27 protein-coding genes are annotated in these 21,918 nt (G+C 55.4%); 7 read left to right on the top strand and 20 right to left on the bottom strand.

What is annotated here, in order from left to right:
* Positions 1–88: 88 nt before the first annotated feature.
* The 3 genes from JJB07_RS05875 to JJB07_RS05865 all read left to right on the top strand — a co-directional run bounded on the left by JJB07_RS05875 (position 89) and on the right by JJB07_RS05865 (position 3,830).
* Positions 89–1,168, top strand: a complete 1,080-nt coding sequence (locus tag JJB07_RS05875) for an isocitrate/isopropylmalate family dehydrogenase (RefSeq protein WP_201632117.1) — start codon at positions 89–91, stop codon at positions 1,166–1,168.
* A gap of 87 nt (positions 1,169–1,255) precedes the next feature.
* Entirely contained in the window at positions 1,256–2,368 is a 1,113-nt protein-coding gene (locus JJB07_RS05870; RefSeq protein WP_201632115.1) for an aminopeptidase, read from the top strand.
* A 58-nt stretch (positions 2,369–2,426) separates the two neighbouring features.
* Entirely contained in the window at positions 2,427–3,830 is a 1,404-nt protein-coding gene (locus JJB07_RS05865; protein WP_201632112.1) for a CotS family spore coat protein, read from the top strand.
* Positions 3,831–3,848: 18 nt separating this feature from the next.
* On the opposite strand, the gene JJB07_RS05860 is transcribed toward JJB07_RS05865, so the two are convergent.
* The 8 genes from JJB07_RS05860 to JJB07_RS05825 form a co-directional block, all read right to left on the bottom strand.
* Positions 3,849–4,619: an SDR family NAD(P)-dependent oxidoreductase gene (locus tag JJB07_RS05860; RefSeq protein WP_201632109.1), complete on the bottom strand. Its 771-nt coding sequence runs from the start codon at positions 4,617–4,619 to the stop codon at positions 3,849–3,851.
* A 16-nt stretch (positions 4,620–4,635) separates the two neighbouring features.
* Positions 4,636–5,088 (bottom strand): 2-thiouracil desulfurase family protein, encoded by a 453-nt coding sequence (locus JJB07_RS05855; protein WP_201632106.1) that lies wholly within the window; start codon positions 5,086–5,088, stop codon positions 4,636–4,638.
* A gap of 34 nt (positions 5,089–5,122) precedes the next feature.
* Positions 5,123–6,259 (bottom strand): tRNA epoxyqueuosine(34) reductase QueG, encoded by a 1,137-nt coding sequence (gene queG / locus JJB07_RS05850; RefSeq protein WP_201632103.1) that lies wholly within the window; start codon positions 6,257–6,259, stop codon positions 5,123–5,125.
* Between the two features lie 17 nt (positions 6,260–6,276).
* Positions 6,277–6,708, bottom strand: a complete 432-nt coding sequence (rnhA, locus tag JJB07_RS05845) for a ribonuclease HI (RefSeq protein ID WP_201632766.1) — start codon at positions 6,706–6,708, stop codon at positions 6,277–6,279.
* 8 nt (positions 6,709–6,716) lie between these two features.
* Positions 6,717–7,310 (bottom strand): TetR family transcriptional regulator, encoded by a 594-nt coding sequence (locus JJB07_RS05840; RefSeq protein ID WP_201632101.1) that lies wholly within the window; start codon positions 7,308–7,310, stop codon positions 6,717–6,719.
* Positions 7,311–8,477: a YhgE/Pip domain-containing protein gene (locus JJB07_RS05835; protein WP_201632099.1), complete on the bottom strand. Its 1,167-nt coding sequence runs from the start codon at positions 8,475–8,477 to the stop codon at positions 7,311–7,313.
* Between the two features lie 124 nt (positions 8,478–8,601).
* On the bottom strand, positions 8,602–9,438 hold the full coding sequence (locus tag JJB07_RS05830; RefSeq protein ID WP_201632097.1) for an ABC transporter permease subunit: 837 nt from the start codon (positions 9,436–9,438) through the stop codon (positions 8,602–8,604).
* Entirely contained in the window at positions 9,431–10,342 is a 912-nt protein-coding gene (locus JJB07_RS05825; protein WP_201632095.1) for an ABC transporter ATP-binding protein, read from the bottom strand. Before JJB07_RS05825 ends, JJB07_RS05830 begins: the two co-directional genes overlap by 8 nt.
* 136 nt (positions 10,343–10,478) lie before the next feature.
* Between JJB07_RS05825 and JJB07_RS05820 the strand changes: the two genes are divergently transcribed.
* Complete coding sequence (locus JJB07_RS05820) at positions 10,479–11,198, top strand: YhcN/YlaJ family sporulation lipoprotein (RefSeq protein ID WP_201632094.1); 720 nt, start codon at positions 10,479–10,481, stop codon at positions 11,196–11,198.
* 284 nt (positions 11,199–11,482) lie between these two features.
* Here JJB07_RS05820 and JJB07_RS05815 read toward each other — a convergent pair whose 3' ends face one another.
* The 4 genes from JJB07_RS05815 to JJB07_RS05800 form a co-directional block, all read right to left on the bottom strand.
* On the bottom strand, positions 11,483–11,839 hold the full coding sequence (locus JJB07_RS05815; RefSeq protein WP_201632092.1) for a phage holin, LLH family: 357 nt from the start codon (positions 11,837–11,839) through the stop codon (positions 11,483–11,485).
* 13 nt (positions 11,840–11,852) lie between these two features.
* Positions 11,853–12,626, bottom strand: coding sequence for an N-acetylmuramoyl-L-alanine amidase (locus JJB07_RS05810; protein WP_201632763.1), 774 nt, complete (start codon positions 12,624–12,626; stop codon positions 11,853–11,855).
* 93 nt (positions 12,627–12,719) lie between these two features.
* Positions 12,720–13,277 (bottom strand): N-acetylmuramoyl-L-alanine amidase family protein, encoded by a 558-nt coding sequence (locus tag JJB07_RS05805; RefSeq protein ID WP_201632090.1) that lies wholly within the window; start codon positions 13,275–13,277, stop codon positions 12,720–12,722.
* A 216-nt stretch (positions 13,278–13,493) separates the two neighbouring features.
* Positions 13,494–14,075, bottom strand: coding sequence for a DUF2140 family protein (locus JJB07_RS05800; RefSeq protein ID WP_201632088.1), 582 nt, complete (start codon positions 14,073–14,075; stop codon positions 13,494–13,496).
* 125 nt (positions 14,076–14,200) lie between these two features.
* Between JJB07_RS05800 and JJB07_RS05795 the strand changes: the two genes are divergently transcribed.
* A complete protein-coding gene (locus tag JJB07_RS05795) occupies positions 14,201–14,542 on the top strand; it encodes a DUF2614 family zinc ribbon-containing protein (RefSeq protein ID WP_201632086.1) in 342 nt (113 codons plus the stop codon).
* Between the two features lie 140 nt (positions 14,543–14,682).
* On the opposite strand, the gene JJB07_RS24370 is transcribed toward JJB07_RS05795, so the two are convergent.
* Entirely contained in the window at positions 14,683–16,116 is a 1,434-nt protein-coding gene (locus JJB07_RS24370) for a 5'-nucleotidase C-terminal domain-containing protein (RefSeq protein WP_201632084.1), read from the bottom strand.
* Positions 16,117–16,205: 89 nt separating this feature from the next.
* On the bottom strand, positions 16,206–16,376 hold the full coding sequence (locus JJB07_RS05785; RefSeq protein WP_236587617.1) for a hypothetical protein: 171 nt from the start codon (positions 16,374–16,376) through the stop codon (positions 16,206–16,208).
* A gap of 125 nt (positions 16,377–16,501) precedes the next feature.
* Between JJB07_RS05785 and JJB07_RS05780 the strand changes: the two genes are divergently transcribed.
* Positions 16,502–17,338 carry a CBO0543 family protein gene (locus JJB07_RS05780; protein ID WP_201632080.1) on the top strand — a complete coding sequence of 279 codons (837 nt, stop codon included), beginning with the start codon at positions 16,502–16,504 and terminating at the stop codon, positions 17,336–17,338.
* A gap of 69 nt (positions 17,339–17,407) precedes the next feature.
* On the opposite strand, the gene JJB07_RS05775 is transcribed toward JJB07_RS05780, so the two are convergent.
* From JJB07_RS05775 to JJB07_RS05755, 5 genes are all read right to left on the bottom strand, one after another.
* Positions 17,408–17,578 (bottom strand): hypothetical protein, encoded by a 171-nt coding sequence (locus JJB07_RS05775; RefSeq protein WP_201632078.1) that lies wholly within the window; start codon positions 17,576–17,578, stop codon positions 17,408–17,410.
* Between the two features lie 14 nt (positions 17,579–17,592).
* Positions 17,593–18,687: a tetratricopeptide repeat protein gene (locus tag JJB07_RS24365; RefSeq protein ID WP_201632075.1), complete on the bottom strand. Its 1,095-nt coding sequence runs from the start codon at positions 18,685–18,687 to the stop codon at positions 17,593–17,595.
* 195 nt (positions 18,688–18,882) lie between these two features.
* The gene (locus JJB07_RS05765) at positions 18,883–19,521 is read right to left on the bottom strand and encodes a YktB family protein (RefSeq protein ID WP_201632073.1); all 639 of its coding nucleotides are present in this window, start codon (positions 19,519–19,521) and stop codon (positions 18,883–18,885) included.
* Between the two features lie 20 nt (positions 19,522–19,541).
* Entirely contained in the window at positions 19,542–20,492 is a 951-nt protein-coding gene (locus tag JJB07_RS05760) for an NAD(P)-dependent oxidoreductase (RefSeq protein WP_201632070.1), read from the bottom strand.
* Between the two features lie 54 nt (positions 20,493–20,546).
* On the bottom strand, positions 20,547–21,050 hold the full coding sequence (locus JJB07_RS05755; protein WP_201632067.1) for a mismatch-specific DNA-glycosylase: 504 nt from the start codon (positions 21,048–21,050) through the stop codon (positions 20,547–20,549).
* Positions 21,051–21,130: 80 nt separating this feature from the next.
* Here JJB07_RS05755 and JJB07_RS05750 point away from each other — a divergent pair, with 80 nt between their 5' ends.
* On the top strand, positions 21,131–21,457 hold the full coding sequence (locus tag JJB07_RS05750; RefSeq protein WP_201632064.1) for a cupin domain-containing protein: 327 nt from the start codon (positions 21,131–21,133) through the stop codon (positions 21,455–21,457).
* A 64-nt stretch (positions 21,458–21,521) separates the two neighbouring features.
* Here the strand turns inward: JJB07_RS05750 and JJB07_RS05745 are convergent, their stop codons facing one another.
* The gene (locus tag JJB07_RS05745) at positions 21,522–21,884 is read right to left on the bottom strand and encodes a response regulator (RefSeq protein ID WP_201632062.1); all 363 of its coding nucleotides are present in this window, start codon (positions 21,882–21,884) and stop codon (positions 21,522–21,524) included.
* Positions 21,885–21,918 lie beyond the last annotated feature (34 nt).

The raw sequence follows: 21,918 nt of genomic DNA, 5'->3' as shown, positions 1-21,918 counted from the left end.
GTTTGACCCAGCTTTGCAAACACTAAGGGGGGGCGAATGCTCCTCCCTACTTTTTTGTCTTTTTTCGATACTTAGATGAGGTGACATCATGGAAAAGAAAACGATCGTCGTAATGGAAGGCGACCAAACCGGTCAAGAACTGCTCGAAGAAGGGCTTCGCGTTCTCGACCCGGCACTGACCGGCGTAGAAGTAGAATTCCTGCGCTTCGACCTTTCGCTTGAAAACCGCCGTGCGACCAACAACCAAGTCGTTCACGACGCAGCATCTGCAATGAAAGAACACGGCTTCGGTTACAAAGCTGCGACCATCACCCCGGAAGTTTCCGGCGATGTCGGCTCTCCGAACGCGATCTTGCGCAAGGGCATCGACGGCACCGTCATCGTCCGCACCGGCCGCCGCATCCCGGGCATCAACCCGGTTGCCGGCATCAACGCACCGATCTCCGTCATCCGCATGGCGGTTGACGATGCTTACGGCGCGAAGGAATGGCGCGAAGGCGAAGGCCTCGACGAGTACGCATACCGCACGGAAAAAATCTCTCGCAAAGTCTGCCGCGGAGTTGCGGAATACGCATTCCAACAAGCGCGCAAGATGAACGCGAAAGTCTTCGGCGGCCCGAAATACACCGTATCTCCGGTTTATGAAGGCATGCTCAAGGAAGAAATGGACCAAGCAGCCAAAGCCTTCCCGGGTGTGAAGTACGATCCGCAACTGATCGACGCAACGTACGCGCTGCTGATGAACACCACCGGCGAACCGCTCGTCATCCCGGCTCTGAACCGTGACGGCGACTGCCTGTCCGACCTCGTTCTGCAAATGTACGGCACCATCGCCGGTTCCGAGTCGATTCTGCTCGCGTTCGACGACAAAACCAACGCGGTTACAACCGTCATGGCAGAAGCTCCGCACGGCACCGCACCGGGTCTGTTCGGCAAAAACGTCGCGAACCCGATGGCGATGATCCTCGCAGCCGCTTCGATGCTGACCTTCTTCGGCGACAAAGAAGCAGACACCGCAGCTCGCGCGATCTACGAATCCACCCTCGAAGCAATCGTGGACGGCGTGCGCACGGCCGACCTCGGTGGCTCCACGTCGACCACCGACTTCACCGACGAAGTCATTCGCCGCATCCGTACCAAACTGGAAGTGTGGAAATCCCTCGCGTAATCGACAGTTTTTGGTATACTAAAAAAACATAGCAGGCTCGTCCTTGCGACGAAGCCTGCTTTTTTTGTACAAGGGGGATTTACGAACATGGCTGATCCGCGTATGGAACAACTGGCGAAAAATTTGATTGAATATTCCTGCTCTCTGCAACCGGGAGAGAAGATCCTGATCGAGTCGTCCGACGGCGAAGTGGAACTGACCAACCAACTGGTGCGCCAAGCGTATGCAGCGGGCGGCGTTCCGTTTGTCAAACATCAAGTGATGCGCGTCCATCGGGAACTGCTCAAAGGCATGACCGATGAACAAGTAGAACTGATGGCGAAATTGGACTGCCAGTTGATGGAGCAGATGGATGCCTACGTAAGCGTCGGGCATTTCCACAACATCAATGAAACCAAAGGCATCCCCGCAGAGAAATCCAACCTCTACATGGAGAAATACGGCATCCCCGTTCACTTCAATATCCGCGTCAAGAAAAAATGGGTGCTCGTGCGCGTCCCGAACGAGGCGATGGCGCAGGCGGCGAACGTCTCGACCGAAGAGTTCGAGGATTTCTTCTTCAACGTCTGCACGCTGGACTATGCAAAAATGTCCCGTGCCATGAACCCGCTCAAAGAACTGATGGACCGCACCGACCGCGTGCGCATCGTCTCTCCGGGCACCGACCTGACGTTCTCGATCAAGGACATCAACACGCTCAAAGCGGACGGCAAGCGCAACGTGCCGGACGGCGAGTGCTTCACCGCCCCGATCAAAGATTCGGTCAACGGCGTCATCCAGTACAACACCCCGTCTCCGTATCGCGGTCAAACGTTCAACAACATCCGTCTCGTCTTCAAGGACGGCAAGATCGTGGAAGCGACCGCCAACGACACCGAGAAGCTCAACGAAATCTTCGACACGGACGAAGGGGCGCGCTACATCGGCGAATTCGCCATCGGGTTCAACCCGTACGTCCTCGAACCGATGAACGACATCTTGTTTGACGAGAAGATCGCAGGTTCTCTGCACTTCACGCCGGGCAACGCCTATGAACAAGCGGACAACGGCAATCGTTCCTCCGTCCACTGGGACCTCGTGCTGATCCAACGCCCGGAGTACGGCGGCGGCGAGATCTGGTTCGACGACGTGCTGATTCGCAAGGACGGCCTCTTCGTCCTCCCGGAACTTCAAGGTCTGAACCCGGAAAACCTCAAGTAAACGCCTTGTCACTGCCAAGCCTCCCTCCCGCATAGTATGGCAGTGGAGGTGATATCCTGTGGCTGACGACAACAACAACAAACCGAGCAACACCAAGCCGGGAGATGTCTTCAAACACTTTTGGGGCGAACTGACCAAACCGCCCAAGTGGGCAAAAGACGTCCCCAAACCACCTCAAAAAGGCAAGGATGACGGAAAAAAGGATGAGGCTGGCGCTTCGAAGCCCAAGAAGCGTCAGCCGCCCTCCTGGTGGTCCTGGTCCACATCCGACGGCGTTCCTCTCAAACCCAAATCCAAGAAGAAAAAAAGCGACGCCTCCTCCGGCAGTCGCTCACGTCCACACACCCAAACCTCTCCCCACAAGCCAAAAACCAAACCCAAAACCAACGCCCCCCTCACACACGGCAAGAGCGACTTCGGTCAGGAGCATGATGATTCTCTCAGCACGGTTCATTCGATGATCCGCCGACATGGATTTTCTCCGGCGGCTCTGAAAGCATACGGCATCACCGCCACCAAGTGCGAGCCCTTCGGCCCTGTGTTGCGCCTGCGCACATCCAAAGGTCTGATCGCGCTCAAAAAAACAGAACTGACCCCCAAACAGGTTCAGTTCCTTCACCAATCGTTTCAATATCTCGACGAGCGCAAGTTCACCCGCTATGCGCCGTTTCTGCTCTCCACCGAAGGCCTTCCCTATGTGCAGGTCGGCGGGGAAACGTACTACGCCACCCAATGGGTGCGCGGGCAGGAAGTGGATTTCCGTTCGCGTCAGCAGTTGGCGTTGACGTCGAGGACGCTCGCCGAGTTTCACGAAGCCTCGCGCGGTTTCGAACCCAAAGGGTACAGCCCTGCGATGATCTTCGACCTCGTCGATCGTTTCCAAGACCGTCGGGACGAGCTCGTCTCCTGGAAAAATCGGGCCAGAGCCAAGAGTCGCCCCGATGACGTGGACAAAAAATACCTCAGCATGGTCGACGTCTACATCAAGCAATGCGACGAATCACTGGCGATCATGAAACGACCCGGCGTCCGCGCCCACTTGCTTCATGAGGAGGATGACCCGCCGCTTTGCCACCTCGACCTCACACCGTACAACATGGTCTACACCACCAGCGGGCAGATTTGCTTGATCGACCTCGACTTCTGCACGTTCGGCCCGCGCACGCTCGACCTCGCCCATCTTGTTCGTCGCGCGCTGCAACGAGCCGACTGGGAGGAAGACGTGCTGCGCCATTGCTTGGTCAACTACAACTCCGTGCGGTTGCTGACCGTGCAAGAGTATGTCCTGCTCTACGGATTGCTGATGTTCCCGCACCGGTTCTGGCGGATCGCCTACCAGCACTACGACATCGGACACGACCCGCATCACATGGGCTACTTCGAGCTGGCGGAAGCGGAAGAAGAGAAGCGACAAGCGTTTTTGAAAACGTTCGGTCAGCAAGTGGAACGCATGCGGCGGTAGTCGATTCAAGGTCGAGAATTAGAACCCGTACACGCTCATCCCGCCGTCGACGAGCAGCACTTGCCCCGTGACGTAGTTGGACGCATCCGACGCGAGGAACACCATCGGGCCGACGAGATCGGGCAGCTCTCCGACGCGTTTCATCGGCGTGCGGTCGAGGATTTCCCCGAGGTATTGCGGGTCGTTGAGGAGTTTCTCCGTCAGCGGAGTCTTGAAATACCACGGGCCGATCGCATTCACGCGGATGCCGTATTGCGCCCATTCAAGCGAGAGGATGCGGGTCATGTGCAGGAGGGCCGCTTTGCTCGCACCATAGACAACTCCGGTGCGCAGAGCCACTGCTCCGCCAACCGAGGCGATGTTGATGATGCGTCCGCCGCCGGACTCTTTCATCTCGCGGGCAACCGCTTGTGAGAGGAGAAACGCAGACTTTAAGTTGGTCTGCATGATCGTATCCCACTCGTCTTCGGTAACGTCCAGCGCTTTCGAGCGGATGTTCATGCCCGCATTGTTGACGAGGATGTCTACAGAGCCTGCTTGGTCGACGACGGAGCGCACGATGCGCGTGACGTCGTCTTTTTTTGTCAGGTCGGCCGTGATCGGGTACGCGTTGCGTCCGAGAGCGCGGATTTCACTTGCGACTTCCTCCAAGTCGGAAGCCGTCCGTGCGACGAGCGCTACATCGGCGCCCGCTTCTGCCAAGCCGATGGCAAGCGCACGTCCGATCCCGCGACCGGCACCCGTGACGAGAGCGGTTTTTTCAGAAAGATCAAAGGATGGCAAGTACATGTGGGCAGGACTCCTTTTACTTGTCTTCGTAGGTCTCTTCGGAGTAGACCTTGATTCCGTTACGTTCCAGCAAAGCGGCGGTAACACCGTGTCCGGGGCGCTTGCCTTTGGTGAACGTGCCGTCATAGATCAGGGTGGAGCCGCACGAGGGACTGCGTTCCTTCAGAATCGCTTCTGTAGCACCGACGAGCTTCGCCATGCGCAGGGCGTCTTCGGCCCCGCGAATGAATTGCTCCGTGACATCCACGCCGCCATCGGTGAGAACTTTGGCGTTTCCATCCAGCACGTCTTCGCCCGTACCGCCCACGATCTGCGCCGGAGGTCTGGGTGTTGCCAACCCGCCCAACTGCTCCGGGCAGACAAAAACGGCCTCGCCGTCCTCCACCATTTTCACAAACGGATCGACCGTTTTGCTCCCTCCGTCGTACCGGCAATGGCAGCCGATCAAACATGCGGAGATCACTTTCATTCAAAACTCCTCCTCTTAACTCACACGTACCTTCTTAGGGAACGGCCCACAGCATCTCTTGCTTGGCTTCGGGGTGTTGCTCACGCTCATACGCTTGAAAAACGGCCTCGCGCGTGGCGTCGGGGTCGATTTTTTTCAACGCCCATGCGGTGGTGCCGCGAATCTCGGGGCGTTCATCCTCTTGAAGCAGTTGGAGCAAGCGCGGGATCGCCTGCGTCTCCCGCATGTTGCCAAGCGCAATGATCGCGTTTCGCTGCATGACTTTCGCCCCGCGCCACGCCGCCGCCGACGTGCCGTACTCGCGGCGGAACTGCTTGTTGGAGAGGTCGAGCAAGCGCATGAGATCGGGAAACGCGTACTCCGGCTCGGGATGAAACTCGATGGTCGTGCCAAAAGACACGTCCTTGTTCTTCGGACAGACGACCTGACAAGTGTCACAGCCCCACAATCTACGACCGAATTTCGCCCGATACTCTTCGGGGACGAAACCCTTCATCTGCGTGATGTAGGACAAGCACTTGCTGGAATCGGTCATGAACGGGTTGACCAACGCTTTTGTGGGGCATGCCTTCAAGCAGAGGTCGGGGCAATCTCCGCATTGCGGCGGCGGTGACGGTTCGTTTGGTTCGATCCGTACATCGGTCACCAATTGTCCGAGAAAAACCCAGGAACCGTGCGACTCGGTAATGATCGAGCAGTTTTTGCCGAGCCAGCCAATCCCGCATCGTTGCGCCACGGCGCGATCCACCAGCGGGCCGGTGTCGACGGTGTTGTAGATTTCAACGGGTCTGCCTAGCAGTTCTTGCAAGCGCTGCCCGAGGAGGTCGAGTTTCTGTTTCAAGACGTGGTGGTAATCCATCCCCCACGCATAGACAGACATCTGCCCGCGCAGTCCCTCCGGTTTTTTCGCGCCGACGTATTGTTCCGTGCGGTAGGCCAGCGCGATGGCGATGATCGATTGGGCGTTCGGCCACGTCAGGCGCGGGTCGACGCGTTCTTCGAGCTCAGGATGTTCGAAGCCCGACTCATGTCCGGATTCCCGGTAGTTCGTCAGATGCTCCCTCGTGTCTTCAAAAGGGTCGGCTGTCGTTACACCGATGCCGTCGATGCCGAGTTCCTCTGCCAATCGTTGTATGGTGGCGTTGTCGATTTCATACCGCTCTGCTGTCATGTCACAACCCTCCTGCCTTAGCGCGGGACGGCTCCCCGTGCCAATTCGTCACATCGCTCGTTCCATTTGTCGCCGGCGTGGCCTTTGACTTTGTGCCATGTGATTTTGTGAAAGCGGAAGAGCTTGAGGAGCTCGACCCATTGTTCCTTGTTGGAGACGGGTTCCTTTTTGGAGTTGACCCAGCCGTTTTTTTCCCAATTTACATACCATCTTCCCTTGAAGCAGTTGATGACATACGCACTGTCGCTGTACACGTCGACTTTGCACGGGTATTTCAACATCTTCAGAGCTTCAATGACGGCTTGCAACTCCATCTGGTTGTTCGTCGTGACTTTCTCCCCGCCGGAGATTTCCTTCAAATGCTCTCCATACATTAAAACCGCGCCCCAACCGCCCGGGCCCGGATTGCCGGAGCACGCTCCGTCGGTGTAGATCGTCACATCACGCAGTTGTTCGCTCATTTCGAATCCTCCGTACGTACACCCAACCCTCGCAAAATAAATCGGGTGCGCTCTGCAATTTCAACTTCCAAATCCGGCGGCCACGACTCCATCAAAGGTTCGAAACCTCCGGCGTGCAACGGGTGAATCAGGACGCCCATCACCTGCGCCAACGCTTGATCGATCGATTGTACATCCAACTCCCCCTGTTCCACGCCGGATTGTATCTCATCCCGAATTCGCTTCCAGAACGACAGCGTGTGGGAGAGGATGCTCTTCAACCGCTCGGAGCCTACATTGATCTCCATCATGATCATTTTGGTGACTTCCGGGTCCCTGCGCATCAAGGTCAGAAATTGCTCAATCAAAAATTTCAGCCGATCCACCGGGCTCTCCATCTCCTCCATCGGCGCATACTCCACCCCGTCGGGGAAAAAGTTGTCGAACACGGCTTCGAGCAGTTTCTCCTTGCCCCCAAAATGATAGGAGACAAGAGCCACGTTGGCCCCTGCCTCATCACAAATTTGCCGAATGCTCGTCGCTTTGAATCCTTTTTGGGCGAACAAATGCTTCGCCGCGGCGAGAATCCGGGCTTTTACATCCTCACTCATCTATCCCACAACCTTCGTCTCTGTTTCCATGACATTTTTCCGCTTGGCCGCTTGGCTGTGAAGGACGACGCCGATCATGGACAGCACCAGCGCGGCAACGGTGCCAAGCAATACTTTTTCCACCGCGTCTGCCGTACCGTTCCCGCCAAACAGCAAGTTCATGTACCCCGTCGCCGCGTAGGTCGCCGGGAACCAATCCCCGAGGGCTTGGAACGTCGAACTGAGCAATTCGCGCGGCGTCATCACACCGGACGTTACCAACTGCAACGACAGAGCGATGATGTTGCAAAACATGCCCGCTTCCCCAAACAAGAACAGAAACGCCTGCGCCATTGCCACAAACGCGATCAACGTGAGGGTCAGGAAGCCAAACACTTCGCCAAAACCGAAAACCGGGTCCAGCCCGAAAACGTTCAACGTCAACGTCCCGCTTCCCGCCACGACCACCGAAGCAGTCAAATTGATCACTTGACGGGCCCAGAAGCGTTGCCACGGCGTGGTCTCCCGTGCGATCTGGTTCGCGGAAGCATTCAAGTTCATCGACAGCAACATCGCGCCTACATAAGAGGCCAGCACCAACATCATCGGCACCATCTGGAACGAGAAGTTGGAGACGGAGTTGATCGATTTGTAGCTACCGTACACGCGGTTCGAAACGCCCGCTGCCATCAAGGTGGCTTGCTGTTCCGGGACATGCAGTCCGGACAAAGCAACTTGCACGGCCTTTTGTGTGCTTTCCGTATTCACATTCGCCGTCACTTGGCTCAATACCTGTTGACCGATGCTTTTCAGCATTTGCGGGTTCGATTCGTTGACGAGCACTTCGAGGTTCGCTTGTTTTTTCGAATCTTGCACGTTTGCCGAGTAGTCGGACGGGATGTGAATGACCACTTTCCAGTCGCGGTCGTTCAGTTTTTCTGCGGCTTCTGCCATCGAAGTGCCCGACTCCATGTGGAAGGGCAGTTTTTTCACCAGTTGTTCGGCGACCGTTTTGCCGATTGCCGTGTCCTCGGAGACAACTCCGACTTTCAAATCCTTGATCCGATCCGACACCCCGTCATAGGCGTTCATCCAGACGATCCCAAACGTCAATTGGAAGAACAACAGCAACACCATTCCGACGATCGTGGTTTTTTGTTTGAGCATCAATTGTAACGTACGAACCATTTTCCAAGTCCCCTCCCCGAAACTAAACACATGTTTAAAACGTTTGTTTAGATTATATGCCGCCTTTTTCCATCCTGTCAACAAAAAAAGAACCGGTTCTCCTCCCGGTTCTCTGAGCCATGCTTTAATGGATTTGTTTTTCAAACAAGACATGCCGCTGGTTCCACTTCGTAATTCGCGTGAGGAACAACAGGCTGAGCAGAAGCACAACGCCGCCGAAGATCAGCATCGGGAGCGGGCCGAACAGCAGAAGTCCGCTGGCGTTGCTGACAACCAACAGGACGACGGGGAGCACGATGACACCGGAGAGATTCTGCGCGGCTTGGAACGTTTTCACCCGTGCGGAGATCAGGACGTTGAACAATATGACGCAGAGTGTCATCGTCGGAATCACCCAGAACATCAGAGTCAGCCAGTTAACGTTCGGGATGATCAACGTATGGAACATGTTGTACGTCAACGCATCGACCAACACGGCGAACCCGAGGAACGTCCCGAACGACACCGCCAGTGCCGGAATGAACGCCGACAACACCTTGCCCAAAAACAGTTCCAACACCGTAATCGGCGCAAACAGCAGACTCTCCATCGTGCGCCGCTCTTTCTCCCCGACCATGGAATTCGCGGCGATCATCGTCGTGGTGATCATCGGAATCAACAGAAAGAACGACGGGCACATGAAGTTCAAGAAAAAGTACACGATCTGCTCATTGGGCGACATCCCCGGATTGAGGTTCAGCAGCGCTTGCAACTGATCCGGCATGTTCGACGTGAGGTTGTGGTACATCCTCTCGTTCTTGCCGGAACTCAAATCCATGTTCTTGCCCAAAAACACGGCAGCCGTTGGGAAAAGTAAACCGAAGATGATCGGCAAGACGATCATCGAGATCCAGATTTGTTTGTTGGACGTCATCGAGCGCATGTCTTTGCGGGCAATCGCCCAGACCGCCGTCTTATTCATGTTGCTCCCCCCTCACTTTGAAGTACAGAGCTTCGAGATCGCGGTTGGTGATGACCGCTTCGTGTACCCACGACTCTAACAAGATCGCCCGCAACAACGCGGAAATTCCGTCCTTGTTCGGCAGGTGGAACTCCAGCGTCTGCTCGCCCACGCGGCGCACCGGCACGTCTGCAAAAACATCGCCTGTCGGTTGCAGTCCTGTCTCCACGCGCAAGACGGTCTCCGTCACATACTTGCTCTCAATCTCGCGGTTCGTCCCTTGCTCAATCACTCGACCGGATTCCATGAAGATGTACTGATGGCACACCTCTTGAATCTGGTGCAACACATGCGAGCAGAGCAAGATCGTCGTGCCCTCCGTGCGGTTCAGTTCACGGATGTACTTCATCACCAGTTGGATGCCTTCCGGGTCGAGGCCGTTGGTCGGCTCGTCGAGGAACAGCAATTCCGGGCGGTGCAGCAGGGCTTTGGCGAGACCGAGGCGCTTTTTCATACCGGTCGAGTAGGTGCCGGCGAGTTTGTGCATGTGTGCCGTGAGGTCGAACTGCTCCAAGAGGTCGAGCAGGCGCTTTTTATCCCAAACGCCGTAGAGCTTGGCGAAAAATTCGAGGTTCTGCATACCTGTCAGTTCGTGGTAGAGACCCGCCCCTTCGGTCAGAATGCCGCTCTTGCGGCGGATGGGGTCGCCGTCGGTGACGGGGTTGTGCGTTCCGACGCGAATGCTTCCGCCGTCGGGCAGGATGACGCCGTTGAGCAGGCGGATCATCGTGGTCTTGCCCGAACCGTTTGGCCCGAGCAGACCGACGATCTCGCCGCGATTGACTGTAAAATTCATATCGTGCAGCACTTGTTGCGTGCCGAATTTTTTGCTGACATGGTCCACTTGCAAGTAGGGTTGATTCATTGGCAACAACACCCTTCGAAGTTTAGACAATTCTCTAACTATCTAAGGCAAGAATATCACACGACTCTCTGTTACACAAGAGATTTTCGGACACACTAACCCCGAGCGCATCTACTTCAAAAAAGGGGGGAGTACGATGGTAACCTTGCAAAAAATCGGCACCGCAGTGCTGGCCCTTACGTTGGCGGTGGGGTTTGCGGGATGTGGCACCAACAAGGCCAAGAACAATGCGCATGTGAACAGCCTTGATCAACCGGGCGCCCTCCATACGCAGCGGGCGAATATCCAAAGTGCCGGGGTACAAGTACGGCAGGACATCTCCAACAAATTGAACAGCACGAGCGGGTTGCGCAACGCGACGGTTTTGGTACATGACGGCAACGCGTATGTCGGTGTCATCAACGTTGGCAAGGAGCACACGCCGGATGCCGCGATCAAGTCGGGGGACAATTGGAACGACATGCCGTATGGTACGGCGAACAACCCGAAGTCGGCGGCGGGGATGAACGTGGATCAGATGCTGACCGAAGGGATGGACCCGGCGCACACGCATGACGGTCCGTACAGCACGATTACGGGGAACCTCGACGACTCGACGAAAAAGCAGATCGAAGACATCGTGCGCGCCAACGTCAAAGGTGTGAAAAACGTCTACATCACGGGGAACGTCGATCAGGTTCAGAAGCTCAGCGGCTACAAACACTACATCTCCCGCGGTGGCAAAATGGACTCGCACTTGCAAGACTTCAACCAATTCATTCAGGCCTCTTTCAACAGCGGCAACAACGTGCCGCAGCAGATGCAGCAACAACAACTGCAAAACAACGCCCGCATCCTCCCTTCTCCAATCCGATAATCATAAAAAAAGGCGGCACTCCCCAACCGGGGGTGCCGCTTCTCAATTCTCAAACACTCCATAAAAACAAAACACCTACATACACTTCATCACACTGCAACTTGCAAATCACTCACACACTCAAAACTTCATAACCCCCTAAGAAAGGGCAGTCACTTCAAGCCTTCACTCCACCTGCCCTCAGGGAAGGGCAGTCACTTTCAAACCTTCAGTCCAACCTGCCCTCAGGGAAGGGCAGTCACTTCAAGCCTTCAGTCCAACCTGCCCTCAGGGAAGGGCAGGTATTACGCGACTTGGCCTTGGCTTTTTTGGTGGACTTGGAATTCGGCCCAGGCCTTTTCAATCACGGCGCGGACTTCGGGGTAGGTAACAGGGATGCCGTGGGTTTGCGCGCGGTCGAGCACATACTTGACGGCTTCGTTGAGTTTCGCCGGTCCGTCATGTGCGGTGAACACTTGCTCCGCATAGTGGAACGCTTCGTTCCCCACCAGTTTCAACCACTCTCGTTGCGACGTGGTATTGCGCTTCGCATAATACTCCACCGCCTGCGTCTTCCACTTCTGCAACAAAACCAACCCCGCAAACAGCGCAATCTGCAACAACACCAACAACGCATCGCGCAACGTGTTCGTCAGATCCATCTCCATCATCTCCTCACCCCACTTTCGTCAGCGTCACAGTTTGCGTCGAACCGTCCCACTGCACCGAACAACCGAGCATCTCCGCCAACTCCCGCACCGGCACATACGTCCGGCCGTCAATCAGTCGGCCCAGTTGATGCAGCGGCATCCCGTTGAGCATCACATGCACGCCTTCTTCGGCCTCGTCCGTCTTCTCCACCACAACAGGCGTCGGCTCCACATACACGACTCCCAAGATCCGGCACAGCGCCTTCGCCGCTCCCTCCGCTTGCAAGCGCAGAAACGCCTCATCCGCCATATGAGCTTCCTCGACCGGGCACGTAAGAAACCCGCCCTCAATCAGTACCGCATCCATCATCGTATCGCGCAGCACTTGGAAGTCTCCGTAATACACGCCTCGGTTCTTCTGCCCGCTGTTCGCAGCAATCGACTGTGCGATCAGCTCGGCTTTGTGGTAGCAGGGCTTGTCCTTCTGCGACGGGTGAATCCAGACGGCGACGCCGTTCACCCCCGGATCGTTGCCCGCATCATAATGCCACGACACGAACAGATCGGCTGCGTACGTATTGGCGAGCATCGCCCGCGCCTTGAGATCAACACCGACGGCCACATCCGGCACGCGCTCCGTGTCGGTCTCGCGCGTCATCAACACCCGCACGCCCGAGCGCACCATCGCGTCGCGCAGCAACAGCGAAACGCTCAAATTCACGTCCTTTTCCCGAAGATTCTGACCGACAGCGCCAGGATCGCGCCCGCCATGACCCGGGTCTAACACCAACAATGCCATGATTGGTTCCTCCTTCAACTAAGACCTTCACTTCCTACCATGCATCCACGTATCAAAAGTGCACATAAGAAATTCACGTAATTAGAAAAAAATTTATCTCCGTTGCCATTCTTTCAGCACATACAGGATGCCCTCAGTGGCTCCCTGCGCTTGAAGTTTCTGATAATGAGGGTTCACAGAATCGGCCAACTCCTCCGGATGGGAGAGAAAACTGCCCTTGATCAAAAGCGCCGGCGCCTCTACCGCATGCAGGACTTTGTCCCGCAATTGGAACACACCGAGAAACGCCTGTTGCGTCACATCGGCGATTCGTTCGCCCAGTTGTTCGAAGATCATCATCTGCCAAGGGTCGGCACAGCGGCTGTCCACCCAAACGGAAAGCCCTCGCACGCCGGGGTCCTCCAGGAAATCGCAATGCCAAGACACGAACAGATCCGCCTGCTGGGCGTTTGCAAACTCAATTCGACGCAACGCCGACAGCTCTCGATCCTCCTCGCGAGTCATCAAGACGCGAACGCCGTCTGCTTCTAACAGGTCCCGCACCTGCAAACAGACCGCGAGATTCACGTCCTTCTCCGCGAAAGGCTCAACGACAAACCCGTTCTCCCAGCCCCCATGTCCGGGGTCGAGTATTACACGTGGTCGTACCATCAAACCAAACTTCCTCCTCTAAGCTGTATTTAAAAGATTCCCACATAAAAATCGTTCAAAAAAAGACGCCATGCCTCTCCACCGATCCCCTGGTGACTGACATGACGTCTGCGTGGTCTTGGAGTTTCGATACTCCAAGAATAGCACATATGTTCGCGTATGACAAGAACGTTTGTTCGCTTTTGTTCGTGTTTGTTTGCATGTGTTCTCATTGCCCTATTCGAGCAGGATCAGCATCTTGATCTTGCCATTGACTGTGTCGATGTTCGTCACACGATACGTCGGCCCGTCGCCCCCCTTCTCGGAGAGCTTGACGTCCAGCAGATGTTGCTCCGGCTGGATATGGACCCACTGCGGCCACGGCAGCCCTTCCAACACGCCGAACAGCGTCTTGAGCGGGATCGACCAATCGCCGATCTTGGAGTCTTCCGCCACCAAGCGCACATCGCCGTTGGTTTGCACTTCCGGCCGCATCCAGATGCGCATGTCCATCACCCGACCGAAGAACGTCAACTGCGAGTCCACCCGCATGAGCTTCTGCTCAAATGCCAGTTTGACCCCCTTGAGCGGAGTTTCCTTCTCCTGCAATTGACGATCGACAAATTGGTTGATCGAATCGAGCGGAACGGTTGCTTCAATCGGAATGCCGCTTGCTTGAACGCCGGCGCCCTTCGAACCGGACACAACCTGTTGGGAGGGACTCGTGATCGAGAACCAGAAGTACCCCAAGAGCAGTACCGCCACAATCACCAGCCCCGCCAGCACCCAGAACGCGGTCCGCCATGGATTTTTGACCAAGACTGTTTGGAACCGGGGAGAGATAAAAATCGCCTCCTTTGCTGCCCAGTTTTGAAGATTGGACAATCCCGAAAGAATCGGGTAGCATGTGTAGAGAATGTTGCGTATAGAAAGGATGGTTCATCATGAGACTGAACCGTTTGCGAACCGTAGCGCTCGCTCTGATCTTCCTCGCCTTTTTCATCATGTATCTAGGCGTATTCTCCTCTGCGATCCTCCCCTACACGCTGGTGATCGGGACGATCATGATCTTGGTCAGCGTGTTCATTTACTTCCGAGTCGGCGCGATGTCGATGAAGATCCCGACGCTTGAGTGTCCGAATTGCCACCGCACGACGAAAGTGATGGGGATGGAGGACGGGTGCATGTATTGCAACGCCCCGATCCGCATCGAAATGGACGAGAACGAGAACTTGTTCGCAGTCCTCAACGGCGAAGTGCCGGTCAAAAAGTCCGCCCGCCGCTGAGACGATCAAGACAACCCCACCCTACTATGTATACGAAAAAAGACCGCGTCTATTCGACGCTGGTCTTTTTTCTTGTGCCCGCGCGCCCTCGTTAGTGTCGGCAAAACGCCGTCCGCGTACACATCTCGCCTACGCAGCGGTTAGAAAGCAGCCCCGTTGAAGTGCCAGCGCGGTTGCTCGACTTCTGCAAGTTGCACGCTCGTAAGCTCCTTCGCCAACAACTCGCGCAGGAACGGCAATTGAAACTTCACGGAGCGGGCCTGCTTGAACTCTTCGAACACCGGAGAGAAGTACAGATAGTCGCAGATCGCAACGGAATACCATCGCTCCGGCTCAATCTCTCCGCCCTCGTGCACCGCTTGCACGTCATACAGATACAGGCCGACTTCCTCGACCTGAATCTGCAAGCCCGACACCTGCAACCCGCCGATGAAGTGTCCGCGGAACCCGTACCCCTTGCCGACTTGCTCGTAAAAGCCCGGCAGCAGGGATTTTTGCAACACGGACAGCAACTGCGCTCCTGTGATTTCCACCACGCAGGTGAGACACGGCGAAGGGAAACACGTCAGCAAGTCTTGACGGGTAAACGGCCCCGGCAACAAGCCGTGATTGAACATCCCGCCATTGATCAGCGCGATCTCCGCCCCCGTCAAGCGACGCATGCCGTCCGACAAGAGATGGCCCAGCGGCGAATTGACGATCAAATGGTGTCCGATCTCGTGTTCGAGGTCCACCACAACGGAGCTGAGTTCCTCGGCGGCCCGTTCCTCCCATTCGTTCATCAGCGTCACGAGGTCGCCGTCCGGCTCCAACTCGCGGTCGCGAGGGATGGCACCGCCCGCAACACCGCGTACTTGGCGTGTCTCTTCGTCCCAATCGAGTTCAACATGTCCGTAGAAGCCGCCGTAACACCCGGCTTGGCAAATCCACGTGCCTCGTACCTTCTCCGGCTCCGGCGTCACTTGATGCGTATGACCGCCGAGAATCAAGTCGATGCCGTCGAACTCCTCGGCGATTTGGCGGTCTGCGTTCAAACCGAGATGAGAGAGCAACACGACGAGATCGACGCCCTGCCCTTGAATTTCCGGCAGCAAGCGTGCAAACGTATCGCGGGGATGTTCGGCAAACACCCCGTGCATGAGATAGAAGTCGGAGAATGCGACCGTGACGCCGAACACCGCCACCCGCAATCCGCCCCGCTCCAAGATCAGATACGGATCAAAAAACGGATACGCCTCCCGCGACTCCTCATCAAACAAATTCGATATCAAGACCGGCGTGCCCGATTCCCGAACCAGATCTCCCCACGAAGACTTCGGCAGAATCAAGCCTTCGTTGTTGCCAAATACCCACGCGTCATAGCCGACGGTACGCAAAAGAGCGGCGTTCGTCCTGCCCAGCGTCCCTTCGGTCTCCATGCGTTTGCGGTCGGCATGGTCCCCGATGTCGAACGTGAACTGCGTTTCATCGTGCGCCAAAACTTCATCCCGGTGACGGCGCAACTGGGTGGCCACCTGCAGATATTCTTCAAAATGACTATGTACGTCATTCGTATGGAAAAAGTGGATCTTCACGCTTCCCCACTCCCGTTCCCTTAAATCAAATACATGAAAGAGTTCCCTCTATCTTACCATAACAAAAAAAGCCGCGCACCTGCGCGGTTTTAAGAATCGTTCGAATTGCGCGACCCATTGTCATGTTCATCGAACGATAACGTGGTCACCCTCGTCGTATCTCCTGCTTTTTGTTCCGCCTCCGTCGCATCCTCATACAAGTTGTCGTCTTCCATACCGGGTGCAATCGTCGGTTTGTCTTGTGAATTTCTCACTGACATCTGTAAACACCTCCTCATGACTTAGTATCTCTGGAAACGGATGCAATATCCGACTGAGTTTCGGCAATGATAGAAGTGGACTTGACCACTACTTAGAATGTAAACCGAGGAAGGGGTTTCCCCATATGCCGTTTCTTCTCCTATTTACGTTGTCTTGGGCGGCGTTCTGGCTATTTGCAGATTTGCGTCACTGGAGGAGGTACTTGCCGGCTTGTCTGCTCGCCTCTGTGATGAGTTTGATGAGCGATTCCGTGACCGAGCATTTTCCATTGTGGGAGTACTATGACACCACCGGCCTGATGCCCCAACTCGTGGTTCGGCTGTTGGACGACTTCGGCGTCTATCCGGTGACGACGTACTTGTTCTTGCAGTATATGCCCGCCCCCTCCAAGCAAGTGTTTTATTACTTGAAGTGGACCATCGCGGTGATCCTCTTGGAGTCGCTGTTCTGTTGGCAAGACTGGATGGTGCATCATCAGTGGAGTTTGGCGTACTCCTACATCGCGGACTGGGTGATTTTCTTCCTCCTCCATCGCTTCACGCTGCTGTTTCAAAAACCAACGGCTGAGGGCAACCGGATGTCGAATCCGATGTCGAGTGTTGTCGAATTATTGAAACTCCACGGGCTGAATCTCCGTTTCATCTCCGAAACGGAAGATGTGGAGATCTTGATGTTACAAATGGAGCCCGGCTCGGAGGTTCGAGCGCACACCCACCCCGCGCCGGAATTTGCATTCCTCTTGCAAGGGCAACTCGAAGTGAGCGTCGGAGCGGAGCGGAAGGTGTACCGCAGCGGGCAATGGATTACGATCCAAGGACATGTCGTGCACAGCGCAGTGAACATCGACAATCTGGAACCGGCTATTATTCTGTCGATCGTTCTGTCGTCGGGTCTTCGTCAAAAGTTGAGGGCGCATACGATGGATCAACTCCTTCTCTCCTCAGAACCGTTGCAGCTCTAGATTCCCTTATCTTGTATGTATTCACAGTAAAAAGCAGAAGGCTGACCACCTTCTGCTTTGCTTTTTTTATTAACCGATTTTCGGAGCGGTCATCGGCTCCGGATTGTCATCCGCCGCCAACTGGACCGGTTTCACCATCATCGGCTTCGGTCCGTCATCGGCCGCCACCAGTGCGGTACCTGTTGCTGCGATCACCAAACTGCACAACACTGCGATTCCCATCCAAACTTTAAGTTTCATCGGAAATTCCTCCCTCAACTCTGGTTTTGGACTGCCTTGTTGCCATACTGTCCGGCTAGATCAAATCGCCCGACCTGCCGAAAGTATTCGGCCACCTTGTGTAACAGCATGATCACTTGATGTTTGACGGTCACACTTTCTCGCAGGTGCGTTGCACGAGTGGCCACGACTTCCAACTCCGACGTGCGTCCGAGTGCGAAGAGGATCGTAGCCCAACAATCCAGCGAGGTTACTTCTTGGTCGAATAGTCTGTGTTGGTGGCACAAGGGAAACGCTTGGGTAACGTAGCGCAGGGCGGCATGCCAATCCGATTGGGAGATAAAATATTCTGCGATGGAAAGCAGGGTGTTAACCTGCCCGTCATGGTCTTGGGTGCGCTTTTTGATTTCCAGCGACATCCTCCATGCAGCGACCGCTTCTTCGGTGCGACCCCAATCTCGCATCAGTTCCGCATAGTTGTGCCAAGCGCGTGCGAGGTGGAAGTAATCTTGGTTCTGTTCCAATCCGTCGCGCGACCTCGTGAGATACGTAAATGATTCCTCGAACCGCTTCAAAGATTTGAGGTTGGTGCCGATCATGAACTCGACGATGCTCACCCGATGCCCTTCACCCAACTCTTGGAATTGTTGCAGAGCTTCTTGCGCATAGTGGAGAGCGGATTCGTAGTGTCCCAATGAAGTCTGCACCATGGAGAGGTTCTGCCAGAGCACCGGCAGATCGAGGGAACCCGGAATCGCCGGGATGCCCATCTCTTCCACCTCTTGGAGGATCTGCAGGGCTTCTTGGTACATCCCAAGCCGGATGAACACACGGCCTTTGGAACGCATCACCCGCGAAACCGTCACGAAGTCGGCGTTTCCGTCCTTCGCTTCCAATCCCCAATGATACCAACTGAGTGCGAGCCAGTAGTGTTTGGATTTCTCCAACAGTTCGCCAACCCGCAGTGCCAGAGGCAGATCAGAAGTCTGTCGTACGAGTTTCTCCCAATCGGCAATCCCGTCGCCGATCAGTTGAAGAGCCTCATCCGGCTGTGTCTCCACCATTTGCTCCAACTTATGCAGTTCCTGGTGCAATTCATCGATCGTCCGGACACGTACGGTTGACTCCACGCTGACTCCTCCTCCTCATCTCAAAGTGGTTCTGTGTCTATTACTATAGAGCCCCTCTTCGAATACTTCAATAGAAAACAAAGAACTATTAACATATCCGACGAAGGTTCTTATCGTTCGCTTACATTCGACAAATAATGCGGCTTAACTCCGACAAAAAAGACACCTTTCCACGAGCGAAAGGTGTCTCTTTTTTTAGACTTCAACGGTGGAAAAAGCGAGTTGATACAGAGGCGCAAGCGTGCGAAATGTCTCGGTGGCGCGTTTGACGAACGCCTTCGGAGACAGTTTGATCGCCTGCGCACGGGGGATGATGATGCCGATCATGACTTCCCCGTTTTTTTGATTGGCGAGGCGGTGAGCGATGCGTTCAAAGTCCTCCAGCTCCATCTCGGACATGACCATGCCTTTTGGGTTCATGTGGTCGGGATACCACAGATAATGGTCGGGGAGAGTCTGTTTGATCTCCTCCAAGTGCGAGATCATCTGCTCGGCGAAAACGCCCTTCATGGGAGATTCGTAGATGATGCCAAACTGGACGAACGCGTGCGTCTGCCAAGCGCCGATCTGAAAATGAGGGTACATCTTGTACCCTTTTTTGCTCTTGCTCCACGCCACCCAGGAATCGTGCGGCGGGTTGGTTTTGCGGCGGGCGTGTTTGGCGACGTGTGCGAACATCTCCTCACCCGTCAACTCGGTGAGAATCGGTTCGAAGTCCTGCCCCAGTTGCGTCAATTTGACGCGCAGATTGGCGATCAACGCCTCCATGCGCGGCTCCAGACCTTCAATGGCAAACAGGTCAAAGTCTTCTCGTGCAAAGCCTGTAAAATTCATGATGTCACTCCTTGCCCTGCTTAATAGCCTTTCTTGGTATCGATCACGTTGATCAACTCACCCGCGCCCGATGTGAAGACGCGGAGATTTTGTTGGAAGATTTCTTGCGCACGCTCCATATACTTCGGAGAACGGGAGGACAAGTGCGGGGTCACGACGGCGTTCTCCAAGCCCCAGAAGGGGTGCGACTCCGGCAACGGCTCTTGAACAAAAACGTCGAGGCCCGCGCCGCGAATTTTTTTCTCCTGCAAGGCTTGAAGCAGCGCGTTCTCGTCGACCACTTGGCCGCGCGCGATGTTGATCAGCACCGCCGACTCTTTCATCAGACCGATCTCCCGCTCGCCGATCATCCCGTGGGTTTTGTCGGTCAGCGGGACGATGACGACAACGTAGTCGCTTCGTTTCAAGACATCGTCGAGGCCGCTCTGGTCGAACATCTCGTCCACGCCTTCGACGTCGCGCTTGGAGGCGGCGACGCCGAGGACGTGCATGTCGAACGCTTTGGCACGCTTGGCGATTTCGGAGCCGATGGCACCCGCGCCGATGATGCCGAGCGTCTGTCCGGAAAGTTCGTCGATGCGGATCGTGCGATCCCAGAGACTTTTTTGCTGATTCTGGTAGAGTTCGACGAAACGGCGGGAGAACATCAAGATCATCCCGAGCGTGTATTCCGCCATCGGGCCTTTGTGAATACCGCGCGCGTTGGTGACGAGGATGTTGCGCTCGTCAATCGCGGGGAACGGCATCAGTTCAAGACCGGCGGAGATCACCATGATCCATTTCAAGTTGGGGCTTGCCGCAATGTGCGCAGGCGTAAGGTCTTCTCCATATGTAATCATGATCTCCGCGTCTGCGAGGTCTTGGGACGCTTCGTCGATGTTTTTGAAGACGCGAATGTCGAGGTGGGGCGCAATCTCGCGGATCGCCGCCAGATGACGGTCGCTGACGGGACAGGTTGTGAGCAGAACCACGTGAGGTCATCTCCTTTTTCAACTGATCTTTTTTTCAAGTGAACTTCTTCTCTCTTATTCTATCAGCTTTTTGAGCTCTTGGTAGATGTGAAGGATTTCCGGGTAGGGCATGCGGACGAGACCGCTGGACGAAGGAGCGACGAAATCAACGACGCCCTCGACGGTGGCTTGTGGTTGCGTACCCCACGGGATGTCTTTTTGACGGGTGTATTGTTCGTAGACGCCCTTGCCGACGAAACAGGCGACTTGCGGGCGGTATCTCTGCAATTTTTGGGCAAGCAACACCCGACCTTCGGCGTACTCAAGCTTCGTGATCTCGTCGGCACGTCGGGTCGGACGGGCGACGATGTTGGTGAATCCATAGCCGATTGCAATCAAGTTGCGGTCTTCGGTCGGGCTCATCTTGCGCTCGGTGAGACCTGCGTCGTGGAGCAGTTTCCAGAAGCGGTTGTTCTTGCCCGCGTAGTTATGCCCCACTTCGCCTGATGTAAGAGACGGGTTGTAGCCGATGAACAAGATCTTCAACCCTTGTGCCACACTGTCGGGAATCAAACTCATCCCCCCTTTTTGGTTATAATGCCCGCGTCTTCTGCAAACACTACCTCCACAGGCAGTTTTTGAAGGAGGATGCAACTTCTATGAACCGTGCGGAAACCGTGTTCAACAACCCCGCGTTTACAGAATCTCAAGTCGGCAAAGTGAACAACTTCACCGGAGCTGACCTGACCACCAACACCTACTACTTCCGCCCCGGCCAAGCCATGAACTACCAAGGCACCCGCCCCGGCGATCAAGTGTACGTCTGTCTCTCCGGCTCAGGTCAATTCCATCTCAACAACGGCACCGAAGAAGTCGTGGACGTGGCACCCGGCTCGATCATGTACGTCCCGACCGGCGTGTCGTGCAAGATCATCAACAACGGCCAAGACGAGATGATCTGCACCGAAGTCTGCCACCCGCAGTAGTAAGATGCTAAAAAAACCGATCCCCGTCAAAGAGGGGGGTCGGTTTTTTTGTTGGGCTCGCGGGTTAGGCGAGGTATTTTTTCAACAGGTTCGGGAGGTCGAGACGAAACTTGGAGTTCGCGACCACTTCGTCGCATCCGGCCGCTTGGGCCGCTTCGTGGGCCTCCACATCGACGTGAGGTCCGTAGGCGAGCACAGGGATGCCGGCTTGCTTCGCTTTCGCAACGACTTCCTTCCAACCGGGTTGTACCGCCGTGAGATCCAAGATGATCAAAGACGGAGAAATGTCCAACTTCTCCACCAATTCCTCATTCGACGACACAAGAGTCACAAGCCCGCCCATCGTGCTTGCCAACTCTCCGATCCGCGTGGAGAACATCAAGTTCGTGACAAGCGCCAAAACCGTTTTAATTGCTGCTGCTTCCATGTGCACTCTCCTTTCTCTCTCCGAAGATATGGTA

The organism is Tumebacillus amylolyticus, from assembly GCF_016722965.1.
In the GTDB taxonomy this organism is placed as follows: Bacteria; Bacillota; Bacilli; order Tumebacillales; family Tumebacillaceae; genus Tumebacillus; species Tumebacillus amylolyticus.
This window is presented reverse-complemented; position numbering and strand designations above follow the sequence as displayed.

What these genes read in the sequence shown, in the direction of transcription:
- JJB07_RS05875 (WP_201632117.1), top strand. Translation starts at nt 89, where the DNA reads ATGGAAAAGAAAACGATCGTCGTAATGGAAGGCGACCAAACCGGTCAA.
- JJB07_RS05870 (WP_201632115.1), top strand. Translation starts at nt 1,256, where the DNA reads ATGGCTGATCCGCGTATGGAACAACTGGCGAAAAATTTGATTGAATAT.
- JJB07_RS05860 (WP_201632109.1), bottom strand. Translation starts at nt 4,619, where the DNA reads ATGTACTTGCCATCCTTTGATCTTTCTGAAAAAACCGCTCTCGTCACG.
- JJB07_RS05855 (WP_201632106.1), bottom strand. Translation starts at nt 5,088, where the DNA reads ATGAAAGTGATCTCCGCATGTTTGATCGGCTGCCATTGCCGGTACGAC.
- queG (WP_201632103.1), bottom strand. Translation starts at nt 6,259, where the DNA reads ATGACAGCAGAGCGGTATGAAATCGACAACGCCACCATACAACGATTG.
- JJB07_RS05840 (WP_201632101.1), bottom strand. Translation starts at nt 7,310, where the DNA reads ATGAGTGAGGATGTAAAAGCCCGGATTCTCGCCGCGGCGAAGCATTTG.
- JJB07_RS05835 (WP_201632099.1), bottom strand. Translation starts at nt 8,477, where the DNA reads ATGGTTCGTACGTTACAATTGATGCTCAAACAAAAAACCACGATCGTC.
- JJB07_RS05830 (WP_201632097.1), bottom strand. Translation starts at nt 9,438, where the DNA reads ATGAATAAGACGGCGGTCTGGGCGATTGCCCGCAAAGACATGCGCTCG.
- JJB07_RS05825 (WP_201632095.1), bottom strand. Translation starts at nt 10,342, where the DNA reads ATGAATCAACCCTACTTGCAAGTGGACCATGTCAGCAAAAAATTCGGC.
- JJB07_RS05820 (WP_201632094.1), top strand. Translation starts at nt 10,479, where the DNA reads ATGGTAACCTTGCAAAAAATCGGCACCGCAGTGCTGGCCCTTACGTTG.
- JJB07_RS05815 (WP_201632092.1), bottom strand. Translation starts at nt 11,839, where the DNA reads ATGGATCTGACGAACACGTTGCGCGATGCGTTGTTGGTGTTGTTGCAG.
- JJB07_RS05810 (WP_201632763.1), bottom strand. Translation starts at nt 12,626, where the DNA reads ATGGCATTGTTGGTGTTAGACCCGGGTCATGGCGGGCGCGATCCTGGC.
- JJB07_RS05805 (WP_201632090.1), bottom strand. Translation starts at nt 13,277, where the DNA reads ATGGTACGACCACGTGTAATACTCGACCCCGGACATGGGGGCTGGGAG.
- JJB07_RS05795 (WP_201632086.1), top strand. Translation starts at nt 14,201, where the DNA reads ATGAGACTGAACCGTTTGCGAACCGTAGCGCTCGCTCTGATCTTCCTC.
- JJB07_RS05785 (WP_236587617.1), bottom strand. Translation starts at nt 16,376, where the DNA reads ATGTCAGTGAGAAATTCACAAGACAAACCGACGATTGCACCCGGTATG.
- JJB07_RS05780 (WP_201632080.1), top strand. Translation starts at nt 16,502, where the DNA reads ATGCCGTTTCTTCTCCTATTTACGTTGTCTTGGGCGGCGTTCTGGCTA.
- JJB07_RS05775 (WP_201632078.1), bottom strand. Translation starts at nt 17,578, where the DNA reads ATGAAACTTAAAGTTTGGATGGGAATCGCAGTGTTGTGCAGTTTGGTG.
- JJB07_RS05765 (WP_201632073.1), bottom strand. Translation starts at nt 19,521, where the DNA reads ATGAATTTTACAGGCTTTGCACGAGAAGACTTTGACCTGTTTGCCATT.
- JJB07_RS05755 (WP_201632067.1), bottom strand. Translation starts at nt 21,050, where the DNA reads ATGAGTTTGATTCCCGACAGTGTGGCACAAGGGTTGAAGATCTTGTTC.
- JJB07_RS05750 (WP_201632064.1), top strand. Translation starts at nt 21,131, where the DNA reads ATGAACCGTGCGGAAACCGTGTTCAACAACCCCGCGTTTACAGAATCT.
- JJB07_RS05745 (WP_201632062.1), bottom strand. Translation starts at nt 21,884, where the DNA reads ATGGAAGCAGCAGCAATTAAAACGGTTTTGGCGCTTGTCACGAACTTG.